Here is an 18,852-nt window from a genome sequence, read left to right as displayed (position 1 = left end):
GCGATATGTCGCAAATATCAGCAAATACAGACGTTACTCTCAGCTATTTTTGATTGCGTGACCAGTTTATTTTTGATGCGCGAAGAAAATCAAATAAAATCTTGCAACAAACAGATCTACTAAAATCAGGTCCCCATCAGGAATAAGACGATGCCCCGGCCGTCCTTCACGACCGATCCTCATCACTACGATGGGATCGCAGGTTTCGATACATCGGCTCTGTTTGCCGATGGGACATTCGACGAGGCGGCCCTCCTGAACGGCAGTTCCGCCACGGCCATCGCCGATGCGGCGCATCGTGCCGGAACGGCGGCGGGTGGCCTTGGGCTCATCGCGAGCGTGGCGGCGGACCGAGGCGTCAGCTCGATCCGGGCACTCCTGGCTTTCGGCACAGCGCTGACCGGCCTCGACCACGACGCGACGCACGCCACGGCGGTAGGGGCGGCGATCGCCGCGGCGATGCAGGCCCCGGCGGAGGGGGTGGTTCACGATCTCTCCCGCAGCCTGCAAGCGGCATATGGTGACGGCCAACTCTCCTATGCCGATGCGATCACGGTGATCCTCGGCTTCTCGGCCGCCGCGACCGATACGCTCACCGTTCAGGCGGGGCAGGCCCTTGCAGGTCTCGCGGGCCAGCAGCCCGGCCCATCGCGCGAAGGCGGCAGCGAGGGTGGCGGCGAGGGTAGCAGCGAGGCCGGTAGCGAGGGAGAGCGATCGCCGGGCATCGTTGCCCTGCGCTCCGCCCTCACAGCGGCCCAGGACGCCCTCTCGGGGGGACGGCTGTCGGCCTCGCGCTTCATCGCCCTGACGGGGGGACTCGCGCTCGGGCTGCCCGATTACCAGCACAACGCCCAGACCGCCATGCTGGCGGCGATCGGCAGCGATGCCGGCCTTCAGCACGCGTCCCTGGCGATGCTCGCCGGCAGCGCGAACGCGGTGGATGCGTATAACCAGGTCGGGTTCGCCGTCCTCATGAAGGCGGTCGCCGACCAGGGCTCGCTCTCCCTCGCGGACGTGATCCGCGACATCCGCGCCGCCATCGACGCGGGCAGCCTGAATGCGGGAAAGTCCGTCTCGCTGATGCAGGCGCTGATCAACAGCGCCGACGCCTACGGGTACACGACGGGGGCCACGGGCACCGTCGCCGCCGGGATCCTGGCCGAGATCGCCGCCGGGCTGATCACCGCGGTCGACGCGATGGCGGTGATCGGCGGCATGGCGGGCCTGCCCGGCCTCGGTGGGGGCACGATCGTCAACCGTCTGCTCGACATCCTGGGTGCCGCCACGGACGCTGCGCCCAAGGTCGCGGCCGCCCGCCAGATCGCCGGTCTCGTCGACGCCGTCCACGTCGCGCAGGATATTCCAAACCCGCTCATCCAGCCGTCCTGGGCGATCGGTCCCATCGATTACCGCGCCGGCCAGGGTCTCGCCGGCGCCGATGCGGCGCTGGCGCTCGCCGCCGTCGCGGCCCGCGGCGGCACGGCTCTCAAGGCGGTCGGCGACAGCATCCGGACCGGGGTCGGGGCAGGAGTCGGGATCGATGGCCTCGTGGTGGGGGCGAGCGCCCTCGGCCTCGGCACGACCCAGACCGTGACCATCCTGGCCGGCGTGGGCGGTAGCGCCGGCTTTCAGCTGCTGGGCATGAACGGCAGCTATGTCGGCGACGCGACCCGACGCCAAGCGGCGGCGGCGGCCATCCTGGCAGCCGTCACGGCGGCCCACGCCACGGCTTCGGACCTCGGGGGAGCCGTCGCGGCGGCGCTGCCGGTCGTCGTCGTGGGCGACAGCAGCGTCTTCTGGCCCGAAATCACCCGGGTGCTGGTCGAGGTCGCGACGGTCGCGGACGCGGATGCCGCGACGGGCGCCTTCGTCGGCGCCGCCCTCCAGGCCTACGTCGCCGTGGGCCCGGTCCCGGCCGGAACGGTGATCGGTGTCATCGACGGGATGGCCCAGGGGGGCCAGACCTTGGGTGCCGCCCGCAGCCTCGACATCCTGCTCGGCATGGCGGCCCACGGCGATGTGGCCCTCCAGGCCGCCATCGGCCGCGAGATTGGTACGCTCGCCACCCGCAACGACCTCGTCGTCGCCACCGGCACCGCGGCGGTCACGGACCGGCTGGCGGCCGCCGCGCTGACGACGGAGCAGGCGGTCACGATCCTGGCGGCCCTCGTGGGGTCGACGCGGGCTACGACCATCGGCACCGCGGGGGTCGACGCGCTCGTCCGGCTCTCGGCCTCGTCGACCGCGGCGGTGACCGGCGCGATCGACGCCGCGGTGGCCGCCACGGCGCTCTCCCTCGACGAGGCCCTCCGGGTCCTCGCCACCCTCGCCGGACGATCGGACGCGACGATCCGGGCGCTCCTCACGGCGGAGGCGGTGTCCCTGGTCTCGGCCACCGATGCGGAGGCTTCCGTCGGTGCGCTGCTTACCGAGGCGGGCTCGGGCAATGCGGCGTTGCAGGCCGCGGCCGGCGGCATCGTCGCGGCCCTCGTCGAGGGGCAGCGCCTGACAGGCGCCCGTGCCGTCGCGCTGGTCGACGCGGCGATCGGCGCCGGCACGCTGACGGGGGTGCGGGGGCTCGCGCTCCTGGTCGCCTTCGCGGTCGGCAGCGGCGACCGCGCGGCCTTGCTTCAGAGCGAGATCGCCGCGCTGATCGACAATCGGGTGATGCCGCGCCAGGCCGTGATCACGGCGCTCCAGGACATGCAGTCCGGGGCGGATACGGGATCGGCCAGCGTCCTCGCCGACTCCCTCGACATCCTGCTCGCCGACCCGTCGACGCTCGGGCAGACCGCCGGCCTCGGTACCTCGGCGCGGGTGCAGGCCGTCGCGCGCACCATCGCCTCGCTCCTCGACAGCGATCGGACGGCGGCGGACGCGATCCTCGACAACCTCGCCCCGCGGATCCGGGACGGGAACCTGACCGGCGCCCAGGCGGGCCGGCTCCTCCTCGATCTCATCGCGCGGGGAGGCACGGCGGAGACGGTCGGGATCGCCCGCCTCGTCGCCCTGGCGATGCCTGCCCAGGGCGAGTCGCGCGGCCTCGTCGCTCCCGGCGACGTGGCCGGGCAGGTCTCCGCCATGCAGGCCGCCGGCACGCTCGGGGCCTCGACCACCCTGGCGGTGCTGACGCGCCTGATCGGGCTCGACGGAGGCGCGATCCGCGCCGCGATCGCGGACGCGGTCGGGGCTGCGACCGCGCCGGTCACCGTGGCGCAGATCGACGCCGCCGTGACGGCCGGCCGGCTCACGGTGCCCGATGCCATCGCGGTCCTGGGTGTGGTCGCGAAGGCCCATGGCGGCACGCTCCAGGCGGCGGCCCTGGACGAGATCACGGCGCTCGCCACCGATGCGACCTCGGCCGGCGCGGCGCTGATCGGGCTCGTCGGGATCCTCGGAGCGGCGGATGCGGCGATCCGCAGCGCCGGCGCCATGGCGCTGAGCGCGTTCCTGAACCTCCGTCCGGAACTGGCAGACCGAGCCTTCGCCCTCGTCGTCCCGCTCGCCGGATCGGCCACGGCGGCGATCCGCGACGACGCGGTCGGGACGCTCGCCGGTCTCGTCGCGAACTACGGGGTCTCGGCCACGACGATCCGTCAGGAGGTCGATGCCGAACTCGACGCCGGGAGGCTCGACCCCGTCCAGGCGGTGTCCGTCCTGGTCGAGATCTTGGGCGTCCCGCGCGCCGAATCCGATGTCCTCGACCACATCGTCACGGTCGCGACGACCAACCACTATTCCCAGCAGGTGCCGCGGCCGGGCTTCGGCGCCGAGGCGGCGATCGCCGCCGTCGCCTTGCGCTACGGCGCCGACGCGACCCGGATGGCGACCACCACGCGGGAGCTGAGCCGGCTCGAACCGGTCACCGGGGCGACCGGCTTCGTGTCGAGCCTCGGCGCGGCGTCGACCGCGGTCCAGTTCGCGCTCCTGGCCAATCTCCTCCCGGGCTTCGCCGGCGACGCGGCCACGTCCGCGACCTTCACCACCCGGATGAACGCGCTCCTCGCCGCCATGCCGGCCGTGGACGCCGCCGATGCGGTGGCGAACCTCGTCACCGGTGGGACGCTCGACCCCGCCCAGGCGATGCCGTTGGTGCTGCCGCTCTACGCGACCGGCAACCCGGAGCGGTTCCTCGCTCTGACGGCCCACCTGCCGGCCGCGACGGTGGTGCGTGGCATCAGCGACCTCGCCGGAAGCGGCGTCCTCACCGCGCACGAGGCGGTCGAGCGACTCGCCGTGCTCGGCCTGCGCGGCACGACGAGCCTGCGCGCCGCGGCGGCGGGGGCACTCGCCACGGCCGTCGTCGATGCGACCCCGACGGGGACGCGCGTCGTCGGGTCGCTCGCCACCCTGCGCGGCGACGGCGTCATCACTGCCGCGCAGAGCGTGACGCTCCTCTCGACGATGCTGCTCGCCCGGCTCGATGCGAGCGCCACGCTGGGGCCCACCGTCGCGGCGGCGATCGACGGCGTGATCGCGGGCGGGGCGATCGGCCTCGACGCGGCGCTGACCGCCGTCGCGGGCACGGCCGCGGGCGGTGCGTCCGCCGCCATCGTGGCGGTGGCGGGCGAGATCGCCGCCCTGCTCGCCTCGCGGCAGATCGCGGCCGACCGCGTGGCGGCGGCGGTGATGGCGGCCAGCGAGGGCCGGGATCCGGCCCTGTCCCCCGTGGAAGCGGTGTCGCTGCTGATCGCCGCCGCCGGCCGCGTCGATGGCGGCCTGCCGCTGGAAGCCGGCCGCCGGGTGGCGGCTCTGGTGACGGCGGGGACGCTGGCCGCCGGGGCCGGCGGGTACGCCGTCTATACGGCGGTGGTGGACGGCTGGCTCACGGCCGGCCAGGGCCTGCGAACCGCGATCGGCCTGATGGCCGGCGGCAGCCTCGCGGCGGCCGGAGAGGCCGTGCGCCAACTCCTCGGCCACGGCATCGTCTCGGCCTCGGACCTCGCCACCGCCCTCGGCGGCGCGGTGGCGGCCGACACGGTGACGGCGACGACGGCGGTCGACCTCGCGGCCGGTCTCGCGGCGGCGGCCGTCGACGGGGCACAACAGGTGGTCGGCACCCTGGTCTCCTCCGGGCGGATCGGCGGGGCCGACGCCGTGGTGGAGCTCGCCCGGTTCATCGGCACCACCGCGATCACGATCCCGGCCGACCGCTTCATGGCGGTGCTGGCCGGCACCGCCGCCCTCGCGCCCGACGCCGCGGCGGCGCTCGGAACCGGGCTCGCCGAGGTGATGGCCGCGGGCGGCGTCACCCCCGCTCAGGCCGCCGCCGGCCTCGCGGCTGCCGTCGACGGCACCGATCGGCCCCCCGTCGCGCCCATCCTCGCGTTCGGTCCGGCCGTCGCGATCGTCCTCGGCGCTGCCGCCGATGCCGGCACGACGGCGACGGGGGCCCGGATCGCCGCAACGGCCGGCACGCTCCTCGCCGCCCTCACCGGCGCCGACGGCGAACGGAGCGGCTCGGCGCTCGCGGCGATCGGGTCCGCACTCGCCGACCGACGGCTCGCGGCGTCGGCCGCGATCCAGCTGCTCGCGGGCTGGGCCGAAGCCGGCCCGCAGGGCAGCGCGGCGGCGCTCGGGCAGGCTGCGGCCAATCTCGTGCGGGCGGGCCTCGCCAGCGTCTACGACCTGCGGCAGGCCGTGGCGCTCACGGCCGCCGGATCGACGTCCGCCGGGCGGGCGGCGTCGTTCCTCGCCGGGGCGGCGCTCACGCTCGGTGCGGCTCCCGTCACGGACCGGCAGGTGCCGGCCGGTCAGCTCGCCGAACTGATCCGTGGCGGCCTCGCCACCGCCTCGGCCTTCGACGCCGTCGCCGGCGCCGCCGCGTCCCTCGGCGCATCCGGGGCGCGGCTCGTCACCCTGTTCTCGGACCTGGCGCTCGTGTCGTCCGACCCGTCCCTGGCGGTGGCGATCGGCGGGCGGCTGGCGCTCCTCGTCGGCCAAGGCAGCCTCGCGCTGGCGGACGCGACCGCCGGCAGCCCGCTTCCGGTCCTGGCCGGCATGGCCGAGGCCGACCGGCTCCAGGTGAGCGGCGTCACCGATGCCGCGCGCACCGCGATCGTCGCCGCCATCGCGGCGAAGGCCGCGAGCCCGTCCTCGCCCGGCATGGTCGCCGACGCCCTCGCCGGCCTAATCACCGGCGGCGCCCTGACGGCGTGGATCGGGCTCGACCTGCTGGCGCGGGTGGCGCGCGCCGGAGACGGGGCGCTCCGCCTCGCCGCCGGCGGCGCGATCCGGCCGCTCCTCGCCGCCGGCACCGTCACGCCGGCCCTGATCGAGGCCGCGATCGGCACGGCCGGCTTGGCGGGGGCGGAATCAGCTCCGTTCCTGGCGAGCCTGATCGACACCCGCACCATCACGTCGGCGACGCTGCTCTCCGGGGCGACCTCCGCGGCGGCGGGCGGATTTCAGCCGGGCTCCGGGCGGGACGAATTCCTGGCGGCGCTGGAACAGGCGATCTCCCCGCAGGGCGGCCCGATGCTGCTGAGCGCCGCGCAGGCGATCGCGCTCCTGGCGCCGTTCGGGGACGGCAACGAGGCCGGCGCGGCGATCACGGCGCTGATCGCGCGGCTCGTCGCGGCGACGCGCGTTGCCCCGGCCGAGGTCTACACCGTCCTCGGGCAGACGCTGCTCGCACTTCCGGAGACGGCGAGGCCGAGCGAGCTCGCCTTCATGCGGCAGGTGGCGCTGGGACTGGGCGAGACTCCCGGTGCCTTCACGCAGGCCATCGCTACCGCAGCCGATGACGGTCTCGGTGCCGACGGGGTCCTGGCCGTCCTCGCCAGCCTGACCCGGCTCGATCCGCCTCGCTACGCGGATGCCAGCCCCGATCGGCCCTTCGTCCATCTCGGGATCGCCGCCGGCCGGGCCGCCGCGGGCCTCGTCGAGACGGGGCGGATCACGGCCGCGCAGGCTCTGGCCGGACTGGCCGCCACCACCGGACTCAGCGACGACAACCGCGCCCTGCTGCTCTTGGGCTTCGCCGATGCGGCGGGACCGGACGGGCAGGTCGCGGCCGGCCGAACGCTGGCCGCGCTCCTCGATGCCGGCGCGACTCCGGACCTTCAGCAGGAGCTGCTCGGCCCGGCGATCGGGGACGCGGCCCTGGCGGCACTGCTCGCCGGCACGGCGCTCGGCGCGACCGGCGCGGCAGCCAAATCCCTGGCGGGGATATCGTTCGCCGCGCGGGCGCAGGGCGGTGGCTTGCCCGCCATCGGCCGCATGGTCGCGGGCCTCGGCGCCGCGCAGGCGAGCGGCGCCCTCACCGCCGTGCAGGAGGTGCGGGCGATCGGACTCGTCGCCGAAGCGGTTCTGGTCGGTCCATCGCAGGACCCGCGGCGCCCGTACGGAAACGGCGAGGCGCTGCGCGCGGCCCTGGACGCCGAGCTCAGCCGGATGGTGTCGTCCGGCGGCCTGACGGCTCTCGCGACCGTCACCGGCCTCGCCGGCCAGGCGGGCGCCGGCACGGCCGCTCGGCAGGCGGCGGCCGGCCGCCTGATCGGGACGCTCGTCGCCGCGGGAGCGATCCCGGCCGCGGATGCGATCGCTGCCATCGACGGCAGCGGCATCGCGGCGGATGCGCAGGCGGCGATCGCCGCGGGCGCCGCCCTCGCGGTGCCGGCCCTGGCCGAGCCCCTGGGACGGCGCGTCGGCGACCTCGTCGCCGCCGGCCGGATCACGGCCGCCGCCGCCCTCGCCTCCGTACAGGCCGCCGACATCGCCTATGGGAGCGGCGATCTCGCCGCCGAGGCGTCGCTTCTCGTTGCGGCATCCGCGCAAGGCGGCGCCGAGATGGGCTTTGCGGCCGGAACCGGCCTCGGCCGCCTCGTCGTCCGCGGCCTTCCGGTCGCCTCCGTCCTGGCGTCGATGGAGGCCGGCGGGCTCCCCGCCTCCGGTGCGGCGGCGTTGCTGGCTGGGCTCGTCGCCACCGGGCCGGAGGCCGCCCGCGTCGCGGTCGGCCGCGAGATCCTCGCGCTCGCCGCAGCCGGAACCATGACCGTCGCACAGGCCTTGCAGGCGGTTCACGACGGGGTCCTGGCCGGAAGCCTCGCGATCGGGCCGGCCGCCGGCCTGCTCGTCGTCCTGGCGGCCGAAGCGCCGCGAACCGCCGACGCCGTGACGGCCGAGATCGCGAGCCTGGTCGCCGGCGGACGGGTCCCGGCCACCGGCGCCGCGGCGGCGCTCTCCGGCGCGGCCGGCCTCCTGGACCGGGTCCCGCATGCGCCGCAGACGGACACGGCGAGCGCCGGCCTGATCGCGGCGCTGATCGCCCGGGGCATGCTCACGGCTGCGGACGGTGCGGCCTCCCTCGGGAGCGCCGTGACGGCTGGCGCCTTGACCGGGGCGCGCGGCTTCGCCGTGGCCCTCGCGGTGGCGGGGGCGCAGGCCGGGGCGGCGGGCGCCTTCGGGGCGGAGCTTCCGGCCCTGCTCTCGGGCGGACTCGCCGCCAGCGATGTGTCCGGGCAGGTGCGATCCGCCGTGGCCGGCGGCGTCCTCGCGGCGAGCGTCGCGATCACGGTCCTGGCGGGCGGCGTCCAGGCCGTGTCCGTTGGGGAGTTCGTGGCCGTGACCCGGGCCGCCGGCGCAGGTCTCGCGGCGCTGATCGAGGCCGGGCTCGTGGATCAGGCGGACGTGATCGCGTCCCTGCGCCCGCTCCTGGTGTCGCGAGCGCTCGATCCGGCGCGCGAGGCGGGCCTGATCGCCGCCGCCGTCCCGCTTCTCGCGGCGGGGACCGACACGGGCCCGCTCGCGGCCGAGCTGGCGCGGCTCGTCACGGCCGGGGACCTGACCTCAGCCGCGTTGTTCGCGGTTCTCGAGGGTGTCGCGGGATCGGGCCTCGGCACGGCGACGGCGCGTCTGGTCGCAGGCATGGCGGCCGGGGCCGATCCTGCCCTCGCGGCGGCGATCGTTGGAGAATTGTCCGGTCTCGTCGGGCGCGGCCTCGTCGGGGAGGAGGATGTCGCTCGCGCCATCGAGGCGGCGGCGCTGCCGGCTGCCACCGCCGACCTCCTGCTCGTCCGCTCCCTCGCGAGCCGGCCGGCGGGCGCCGGCATCGCCCGGCTGATCGCCGCCGGTCGCCGTAGCGCCGGGGAGGCGATCGCGGACGTGGAGATGGCCGTCGCGGCGGGCACGCTCGGCCGCGACGCCGCCGTGACGCTTTACGCCTGGGTGGCCGTCGCCGCAGCCGGGACCGAGCCCGTCGCCGCGCTCTCCGCGCAGCTCGCGCGACTCGTCACGACGGGGCAGGCGACGGCCGCGCAGGTCTTCGCCGATATCGCCGCCGCGGCCGGGACCGGCGCCTATCCCGAGGCGCTCGGCCGGCTGATCGGCGGCATGGCCGGCGGCGGGGATGCGGCGCTCCAGGCGGCGGTCGGCGTCGAGATCGGCCGGCTGGTCGCGGCCGGGGCGCTGTCGCCGCGCGCGGCCCTCGACGGGGTCGTGGCCGGCGGATCGGCCCTGTCGGATGCCGCCGTCGCGGCACTGCTCGCGCTCGCGGCGACGGGCGGGCCTGCCCTCCTGGCCGGGATCGGCCGGCGCTTCGGTGCTGCGCTGCCCGGGGAGGCCGGCGCGGCGGCGCGCCTGACCGACCGCCTCGACGCGGCCGTCGTTTCGGGCCAGGTCGAGGCCGGCCGGATGGCGACGCTTCTCGCGGGCCTCGCCACCGCGGGCCTCGCCGGCGGGCCGGAGGCCGGCGCGGTGACCGGCGAGGTCAACGGCCTGATCCTGTCGGGCGCGCTCGCGCCGGAGGCCGCCAGCGGCTTCCTGGCGACGATCGGCAATGCGCCCTATCGGGAGTTCCTCGCCGCATTCGTCGCCCTGAACGGGCAGGTCCTGTCCGGGACGGTCGCGTCGTCCAACGCGGCCCTCACGCTGCAGAACCTCATCATCACCACCGCCACCCAGGGCTTCCGCGTCGGCCTGACCCGCACGGGTCTCACCGACGCCGTCGCCACCCTGGGTGGTCTCGGCAGCGACTCGGCGCTGATGCGGCTCGCCGCCGTCGCCACGGCGAGCGACGCCGCCCTGGCCGAGGCGTCGCGCGCCGCCGCGGCGCTCCCCGGGTCGGGCCTGCTCACGGCGAGCCGGGAGCTGGCCGGTCTGGTCGCGGACGGACGGATCGGCGCGCCCGCGGCGCTCGCCGCGGCCGCGGCCGCGGCCGGCACGCTCGGCGTCGAACCGGTCGCCGCGTGGCTCGCCGGCCTCGCCGGGGTGCCGGCCCTCGCCGGGGCGGCCGCGCAGGGGCTCGCTGCGCTGGTCGGTGCCGGAACGCTCACCGGGACGGCGGCCCTGGCGCTGGTCGGCGACGTCACCAACCACGCCGCCGCGCGCCTCGGCCCGACCGCGACGGTCTCCTCGGCCACCGCCGCGACCCTGCTCCTCGGCCTCGCCGCGCAGGGCGACGCTGCCCTGGTGGAGGGGATCGCCCGGCAGATCGGCGGCCTGATCGCCACGCCCCAGGGCACGTCGAGCGCCGGCCAGATCCTCGGCCTCGTCGATGCGGCGATCACCGGCGGGACGCTGCCGGGCACGCAGGGCCTCCTGCTGCTCGGAGACATCCTGACGGGCGACGCGGAGGGGGCGAAGGCCGCGGTCCAGGATTTTCTGACCGCCCGCCTGCCGGCCTACCTCGCGAGCGGTCGCGTCGGCGTCGACGCGGTGGTGCCCCTGGCCTTCGGCTTCGTCGGCCAGGCGGGGACGATCGACGGCGGCGCGCTGCTCGCCGGCCGGCTCGTCGACCTCGCGGGCGGCGCGACGCGGGCGATCCGCGAGGTCGACGCCCGCCTCGGTGCCGGCACGGTGACGGGCGCGCAGGCGGTGGCGAGCCTCCTCGGGGTCGCGGCGCAGGAGAACGCCAGCCGCGACGCCACCCTGACGACGCTGAACAGCGCCTATGATGCGGCGAACCGGGCGGGACAGGCTCTCGGCCCGATCCTCCGGCAGATGCAGGACGCGACGGGCGCGGCCGAGACGGCCTTCGCGGCGGTCAAGACCGATCTCCTGGCGATGGTCGCGGCCCGGGCCGTCCCGGGATCGACGGTCGTCGCCGCCCTGCGCGCGGCGGGCGGCCTGTCGACCGCGCAGAGCTTCGCCCTGCTGGTGGCGCTCGGCCGCGACGCCGACGCGGCGACCCAGACGTCCGTGGCCGAGGCGCTCGCCGGCATGGGCACGCGCTGGGGACCGGCGAGCGATCCGTTCTTCACCGGCGGGCTCGCGCACGCGGCGCAGGATGTCCTCGCGGTGATCGACGGCCGGATGAGCGTGGCCGGCGCGATCGCCGACGTCGAGAGCGACGCCCGGACGCGTCGCGTCTCCACCGATGCCGGGCTGACGCTGCTCGGCTCGCTCCTCACGCAGTACGATGGCGGCTCGACCTCCCGCAGTTTCGCCGTCACGGCCGAACTCGCCCGGCGCGTCGCCATCGGCGAGACGGCGGGGGAACTCGCCCGGCGCGTCGCCGAGGGCACCACCCCGTTCGTCGACGATCGCGGTCGCACGCGCGTTCCGGCCGACCCGACCGCCCTCTCCCTCGACGACGCGCGGGTGCTGCTGCGATCGGCGGTCGGCCAGTACGGCGGCTCGTTCACGGTGGCGGACGCCAGCTTCGCCAGCGGCGTCTCCGTCGCGCAGATCGGCCGCAGCGAGGCCTTCAACTCCTTCGCCTTCAAGGGCCACGTGCTCGACGCCCTCCGGGCCTCGTCCTTCGTCGGGCTGACGCGGGACGAGGTGAAGGCCATCAATGCCTCCTACACGGCCGGCTACGCCTACGATCAGGCGCTGGCGGTGCTGGCGGACCAGCTCGCGACCTCACCGTCCCCGCGGGCCGCCGCGAACGCGGACGAGACGCGGGGGCTGCTCGTCCGCCGCCTGATGGCCGGCACGGCCGAGACCGACATCGTCAACCTCGTCGCCAACGAGAGCCTCACGCCCGACCAGGCGATCACCGCCCTCGACAGGCTCCTCGCCCCGGCCCTCGTCGGCGCGAGCGCGGAGGTGGCCACGCTCACCCGCCAGACCGCCCTGGGCTGGCTCGCCATCAAGTCCGCACAATTCGTCGAAGGAAACTATCAGCTCACCCGTGATGCCGACGGCAAGCAGGTCCAGACCTACTTGCCGAACCAAGTCAACGCCCTCTACAGCCAGCTCGCCGGGGCGATGCGCAACGACGTGCTGACCGGTCTCGGCGCGATCGGCTCGATCCAGAACGATGCATTCGTCGGCGCCACCGACCGGGTGACCGCGTTCAAGGTCGTCCAGACCATCCTCGGCGACATCGCCGCGAGGGGCATCCAGGCATCGTCGGGCGGCGCGCTCCTCACCAGCGAGGCGGCGGTCCAGAAGGCGATGGCCGACATCTCGTTCGACGTGAGTTCGGCGGCGGCGTTCTTCGATTCCGGATGGACATCGATCCAATCCGTGGCACAGGCGGCCCCTCCCTCCAGCTGGAGCGCGGGCAAAGTCTACAGCGACATCGCGGCACGGCCCACGGATTACCGCACCTATATAGATATCGGGGCCAACATCGTCACGAGAGGGCTTCCCATCCCCGTCCTCGGCGACAAGATCGGCGAGGGACTCAAACTGCCCAAGCTGACCGACGTGGTCTGGAACGAGGTGCTAGGCGAGGGCGCCGGCCAGACCGTCGCACGGGTCGGCCTCGCCTCGAAAGTGGCGCTGACGATCCTGTCGATCAACGCCGTCTCCCATGCGCTCGGCCCGGTCGCCCCGGCCCTGACCGGAGTCTTCACCGTCACCAACGCAACATCGGACCTTCTCGGCAACGTGTTGAGCGGGGTGGTCAAGACGGCCGCCAGGACCTACGCATCGGCAGCCATCAACATCGGCCAGAGCTTCGGCAATCTCGGCGCGGGCAACTTCGACGGCCTGAAGGCGAGCGCCGGCGACGTCGCCAAGGATCTGTTCACGCTCTCCAGCGGCGGCTTCTCGCCGGAGAGCCTGGGGGCCGTCGGCAGCGACGCCGGTGCGGCCCTGGTCGACCTCGCGAGCGGCCGTCCGAGCGATGCCGGCCGGGCGGCGCGGGCGCTCGGCGAGGACGTCCTCAAGGCCCTGACCACCAACGTCTATTTCGCGTCGGCGAAGGACGCGATCCTCACCTACGGCGAAACGATGGCGAGGGAGCTCTTCTCGGCGGCGCATGCCGCGGTCAAGTTCTTCGACAACCTGATCCACAACCCCCGCATCCACGCGTCGCCGCCGCAGACGATGGTCCGGGATCTCGCCAGCATGGCGGCCAAGGGCCTCAAGGACCCGAGCTCGACCAGCAATTACGGCGATTTCTACCACGGCCGGGCGGTCGACGGGTATCTCGGCGGCGCCACGGCGTTCGTGGACGGCAACGGCAACGGCGTGCTCGACCCGGGCGAGTACAGCACGACCACCGATGCGAGCGGCGCCTACGCGCTGCCGGACGGCCTGACCGGGCCGATCGTCCTGACCGGGGGCACGGACGGCGCCACCGGCCTGCCCTTCACCGGCACCCTGGCGGCGCCGGCCGGATCGGCGGCGGTCACGCCGCTCACCACCCTGGTGCAGACGATCAGTGCCGGCAGCGGAGAGAGCGTGGCAAGCGCCACCGCGCGGGTCAACGCCGCCTTCGGCCTGCCCGCCGAGACCGACCACACCCGGACCGACCCCCTGGCCGCGACCAAGGCCGGCACGGCGGGCGGGGCCGCGCTGTTCGTCGCCAACGCGGCGGTGCTGAATACGCTGACGCTGCTGCGGGGTGCGGGCGCCACCGGCGACGTGACCGGGGCGCTCGCCCGGGCGATCACCGCGCTGCCGGCCGGGACAGCCCTCGATCTCGCGGCGGCCGACACCGTGTCGTCCGTCGCGGCGGCCGCGGGCGTCCCCCCGGCGGCGGCGGCGGCGGCGGCGCAGATCGCCAGCGCCAGCAACACCCTGCTGGCACAGAAGACCGCGACCCTGTCCGATCCGGCCGACCTGCTGAGCGTCGCCACCGCGGTCAGCATCGCCACTCAGGGCGCCGCCTCCCAGGCACTGGCGGGTGCGGGAGGCGACGCGGCCGGGCTCGTGGGCGCTCTCGCGGCCTTCACGGGGAGCGGCCTCGACCGCTCCGTCGCTGGCGCCCTCACCCGGGTCGGCAGCTTCGCCGGATCCTCGGCCTACCCGGTCGTCCGGCGGGACTTCGACGGAGACGGCCGGGACGACGTGATGTGGCGGTTCGCGGACCCGGCCGATGCGGACAATTCCCTGAACGGGGCGGCGCAGCTCTGGTTCATGGACGGCCTGACGGTGGACAGGCAGGGCAGGCCGAGCACCAGCGGCGCCCCGGCCGGATGGAACCCGGCCGGTTTCGGCGACGTCAACGGCGACGGCCGCACGGACGTGGTCTGGCAGTACCGGAACGCGCAGGACCCGCAAGATCCCCGCAACGGGAGCACCTACCTGTGGGAGATGAACGGGTCGCAGGTCGTGGCGGAGGGCCCGGTCGACACGCCGCGCGATCCGGGTTGGACGATCGCGGCGACGGGGGATTTCGACGGCGACGGCAAGTCCGACCTGCTCCTGCGCTTCGCCGATCCCGCCCGGCCGGCCGACGCGCGGACCGGCCAGACCATGATCGTGACGATGGACGGGCTCGCTACCAAGCCCGAGTCCAGCGGCCTCACCTCCGTTCAGGTGACCGACACGAACTGGCGCATCGTCGGCTCCGGCGACTTCAACGGCGACGGCAAGGCCGACATCGTCTGGCAGTACGGCAACGCGGCGAACGGCGCCGATCCGCTCAACGGCGCCACCGACATCTGGACCATGACCGGCACCACTGTCCTGTCCGAGGGAGTGACGAGCCTCGTCGCGGGTACGGACCGCTGGGGGGTGGCGGGGATCGGCGACTTCAACGGTGACGGAATTGCCGATCTGCTCTTCCGCTACCACAATGCTGCCGATGCGGCGGATCTCCTGAACGGCATGCTCTATGACTTCACGATGGGTGGCCGCAACGGAAACAACGTCGTCAGTGCCGCGCCATTGGCCCGGCAGGTCGACGAAAGCTGGGACGTGGCGACCGTGGCGGATCTCAACGGGGACGGCCGGACCGATCTGCTGTTTCGCAATAAGTCAAGTGCTGCTGCGCCGATCGGCGCGACTTACGAGTGGATCATGAACGGCACGCAGGTGATGGACGAAGGATTGAGCACCGCTCAGACCTACGGCGAGTCCTGGACCGTGATCCGCTGAGATGGCCTGCACCGCCCCAACGCCCTCCCGGACGGGAGCCGCGGCAGTCTCGGTGACAAAGTGACTGGACGCAGCCTCCGGTCCCGGCTGCGGGTCACGGCTTTTCGCCGGCCCGCGGAGCCGCAGCCGCACGTCCATCCGCTCTTCGACGCGGCGTGGTATCTCGACTCCAACCCGGATGTCCGCGCTGCCGGCATTCCGGCCTACGAGCATTATCTGGTCAACGGATGGCGGGAAGGGCGCTGGCCGAACGCGTATTTCGACGAGGCATGGTACGTACGGACCTATCCGGAGGTGGCGCGCAGCCCGCGCCTTCCGATCGACCATTACCTGCATGACGGCGCCCGCCTCGGTTACGATCCGTCTCCGGACTTCTTCTCGCGCTGGTATCTCTACACCAATCCCGACGTCGCCCGGGCGGGCATCAATCCTCTCCAGCACTTCCTGGCCCATGGGCGCGCCGAGGGGCGGCGCACCCGGCCCGCGCCGGCGCCTGTCGGGCCGGCACCCGATGCCCGCGCGCCGGAGGACGTCCCGATCCATGATACCGAGACGGCCCTGGACCAGGCCGCGCGGCGGGCCCTGGACCGCCTCGCTCCCCATGCGGAACGCCACGGGCCGTTTGCGTCCTTGCTCCTCCTGCCCCTGTTCGGCCGGGGCGGCGGGGAGAAGGTGGCGCTGAGCTTCGCGCAGGTGCTGCGGGTCAACCGGCCCGACCGCTCGGTCCTGATCGTGGCGACCGACCGCGATCAGGTCGAGGACGGTCTCGACGCCCCTCAGGGCTGCCTCGTCCTCGGCCTGTCCGACCTGATGGGGCGCGATCCCGCGCTGCGGCCGGAGGACCGGCTCCGACGGCTGATCGTGCTGATGCGGCCGCGCCTCCTGCACATCGTCAATGCCGATCTCGGTTGGCGGGTGCTGCGCGACCACGCCGGCGAGATCGACCCCGGGACCCTGGTGGTCGCGAGCCTGTTCTGCATCCAGCGCGATCCGGCGAGCCGCCGGCCGGTCGGCATCGCCGCCGACCACTTCGCGCAGGCTGCCGCCAAGACGGCGATGATCCTCACCGACAACCGGGCGGTGATCGACGATCTCGACCGTTACTTCCCCGGTGCGGCGCCCGCCGGGAAGCTCCGCTGCCTCTATGCCCCGCACGAATGGCGGCCCGTCGCTCGGGTCCCGGTCGCCGGGCCGGAACCGGGCGGCGGACGGCCACGGGGATGGCTGAGCCGTCTGGTCGGCGGACGGCGCGGCGGCCGGCCGCGCTTCCTCTGGGCGAGCCGGCTGGACCGTCAGAAGCGGGTGGAACTCCTGCTGGCGATCGCCCGGCAGATGAGCGATTGCGCGTTCGTCGTCTTCGGGCAGGCCGTGACGGATGGCGACGTCGCCTGGGCGCCCCCCTCCAACGTCACCCGGGGCGGGCCCTTCTCGGATCCGGCCACCCTGCTGGCGGCCGGGCCCTTCGACGCCTTCATCTACACCACCTACGAGGACGGGCTGCCCAACATCCTGCTCGAGATCGGGCGGGCCGGCCTGCCGGTGGTCGCCCCGGCCATCGGCGGCATCGCGGAGCTGATCGGCTTCGAGACCGGCGTCCTGCTGCCGGCCGAGGCGGGAGTGCCGGACTACGAGGCGGCCCTGCGCCAGATCCTGCGTGAGCCGGGGCAGGCCGCGGCCCGGGCGGAAGCCCTGCGCGAACTGGTCCTGAGCCGCCACGCCTTCCCGGCCTTCGCCGCCGCGGTCGCGGCCCTTCCGGGTTACCTCGAGCACGTGCCGTCCGATGACGCCTGATTCGTCCCCGCCGACCGTCTCGGTGCTGATCCCCTGCTTCAACCAGGGACGGTTCCTCTACGAGGCGGCCCTGTCCGCCACGCTGGCGACCGCGGCGCGTCTCGAGATCGTCATCGTCGATGACGGCAGCACCGACCCCGGCACCCGGCGCCAACTCGCCGAGGTCGAAGCTGTCGCCGCGGATGCGCGCTGTGCCGTCCGGGTGATCCGGCAGGCCAACCAAGGCTTGTCGGCGGCCCGCAACGCGGCCCTCGACGCGGCCCGGGGCCGCTACCTGCAGTTCCTCGACGCCGACGACCTCCTCGCGCCGGGCAAGATCGACCTGCAGATGCGCCATTGCGCCGTTACCGGGATCGACGTCTCGGTGAGCGACTTCATCGAGGCGGATGCGGCTCTCGAGCAGTTCGAGCGTCATCCGGGGCTGGTGAGCGGGCGCGGCTTCGGGCTCGAAGCTTTCGTGCTGCACTGGGAGCGAGGCTTGTCGATCCCGATCCATTGCGGCCTGTTCCGGGCCTCCGCCGTGGCCGGACTGCGCTTCGACACCACGGTGAGCGCCAAGGAAGATTGGATCTTCTGGACCACGCTTGCCGCCGCCGGCCGGCGCATCGCCTATCTGGGCGGCGCCGGGGCGATCTACCGGAGGCACGGCGACAGCATGTGCCGCGCCCAGCGCCATCTCGGGCGCGACTGGCTCACGGCGGCAACCCGCGTCGACGTCCTGTCCGGCGGCCGCTTCCCCGATGCGCTGGCGAGCGCCTGCCGCTGGTTCCTGACGGCCTACGCGCCGATCGCGAGCCGGCCGGAGCCGCCGGCGGACAAACCGGAAGCGGCCTTGCCCCGACCGCTGCCACCGCCCGGGCGCCGTGCACGGGTGGCGGCACCGCGCGTCTCGGTGGTGGTTCCGGTGTTCAACCATGCGGAACATCTGCCCGGCTGCATCGCCTCGATCCTGGGCCAGGATCTCGACAGCCTGGAGATCGTGCTCGTCGACGATGCCTCGACCGATCCGCGCATTCCCGCGTTCCTGGCGGAGACGGCGCGTGAACAGGCTGCCGTGACGCTGCTGTCCCACCCGGAGAACCGCGGCCCCGCGGCCGCCCTCAACACCGCGCTCACGGCGTGCCGGGGCGAGCTGGTCGCCTTCGTCGATTGCGACGACGCTCTCGAACCAAACGCCCTCTCGCGCCTCGCGGGCCTGATCGATCGCGAGGACGGCGACTACGCCTTCAGTGACCGCTGGGACATCGACCCGACCGGCACGGTGCTGCGGCTCGCCCGCTACGGCGGCTACGACGACGACCGGTTCGAGGGCCGGTTCCGGCAAGACATTCTCAACGGCATGGTCGCCTCGCATCTCAAGCTGATCCGCCGGGAGTCCCTCACGCGTGCGGGGGCCTTCGATGAGCGCTGGTGCGGCGTGCAGGATTGGGAGCTCGTCCTGCGCATGGCCGCCGATCATCGCTTCACCTACTGCCCCGAACCGCTCTACCGCTATCGGGTGCATGACGGGTCGATCACCCGCCGCGCGTGGCGCCAGCAGTTCCAGCGCAGCAACGCGGTGCGCCGCCTCCATGCCCCGGCCCTGCTGCGGGGGGCCGGCGAGGTCTCCCGCCGGGAGCGCCTGCACCCCGCCGACCTCACCAGCTGCGTCGCGATCATGCGGCGCTGGGAGCGGTCGGATCTGTCGGTCGACCTGCGCGGCCCGCCGCTCTCCCACCGCGACCTCTGGTTCCTGCGCGAATTCAACAGCTACTTCGACGAGATCATCACTGACAGGCCCGACCTGTTCGCAAGCCTGATCGGCTTCGTTTGGTCGCCATCCATCCTCAGGCAAGCGTGACC

The 18,852-nt window shown here is 74.0% G+C and carries 3 protein-coding genes; all 3 read left to right on the top strand.

Translation table 11 applies throughout. The features are described from left to right. The first annotated feature begins 339 nt into the window (after positions 1 to 339). The 3 genes from BM430_RS10560 to BM430_RS10550 are packed head-to-tail and all read left to right on the top strand — an operon-like array spanning position 340 to position 18,850. Positions 340 to 15,219 (top strand): FG-GAP repeat domain-containing protein, encoded by a 14,880-nt coding sequence (locus BM430_RS10560; protein WP_143131993.1) that lies wholly within the window; start codon positions 340 to 342, stop codon positions 15,217 to 15,219. Between the two features lie 60 nt (positions 15,220 to 15,279). After that, positions 15,280 to 17,010, top strand: a complete 1,731-nt coding sequence (locus BM430_RS10555) for a glycosyltransferase (RefSeq protein ID WP_093567210.1) — start codon at positions 15,280 to 15,282, stop codon at positions 17,008 to 17,010. Then, positions 17,000 to 18,850: a glycosyltransferase family 2 protein gene (locus BM430_RS10550; RefSeq protein ID WP_093567209.1), complete on the top strand. Its 1,851-nt coding sequence runs from the start codon at positions 17,000 to 17,002 to the stop codon at positions 18,848 to 18,850. Before BM430_RS10555 ends, BM430_RS10550 begins: the two co-directional genes overlap by 11 nt. Positions 18,851 to 18,852 lie beyond the last annotated feature (2 nt).

Source organism: Methylobacterium sp. 174MFSha1.1 (genome assembly GCF_900116815.1).
Taxonomy (GTDB): domain Bacteria; phylum Pseudomonadota; class Alphaproteobacteria; order Rhizobiales; family Beijerinckiaceae; genus Methylobacterium.
This window is presented reverse-complemented; position numbering and strand designations above follow the sequence as displayed.

Bases quoted from the DNA above. Each gene is read 5' to 3' on its own strand.
- BM430_RS10550 (WP_093567209.1), top strand. From the start codon at position 17,000: ATGACGCCTGATTCGTCCCCGCCGACCGTCTCGGTGCTGATCCCCTGC.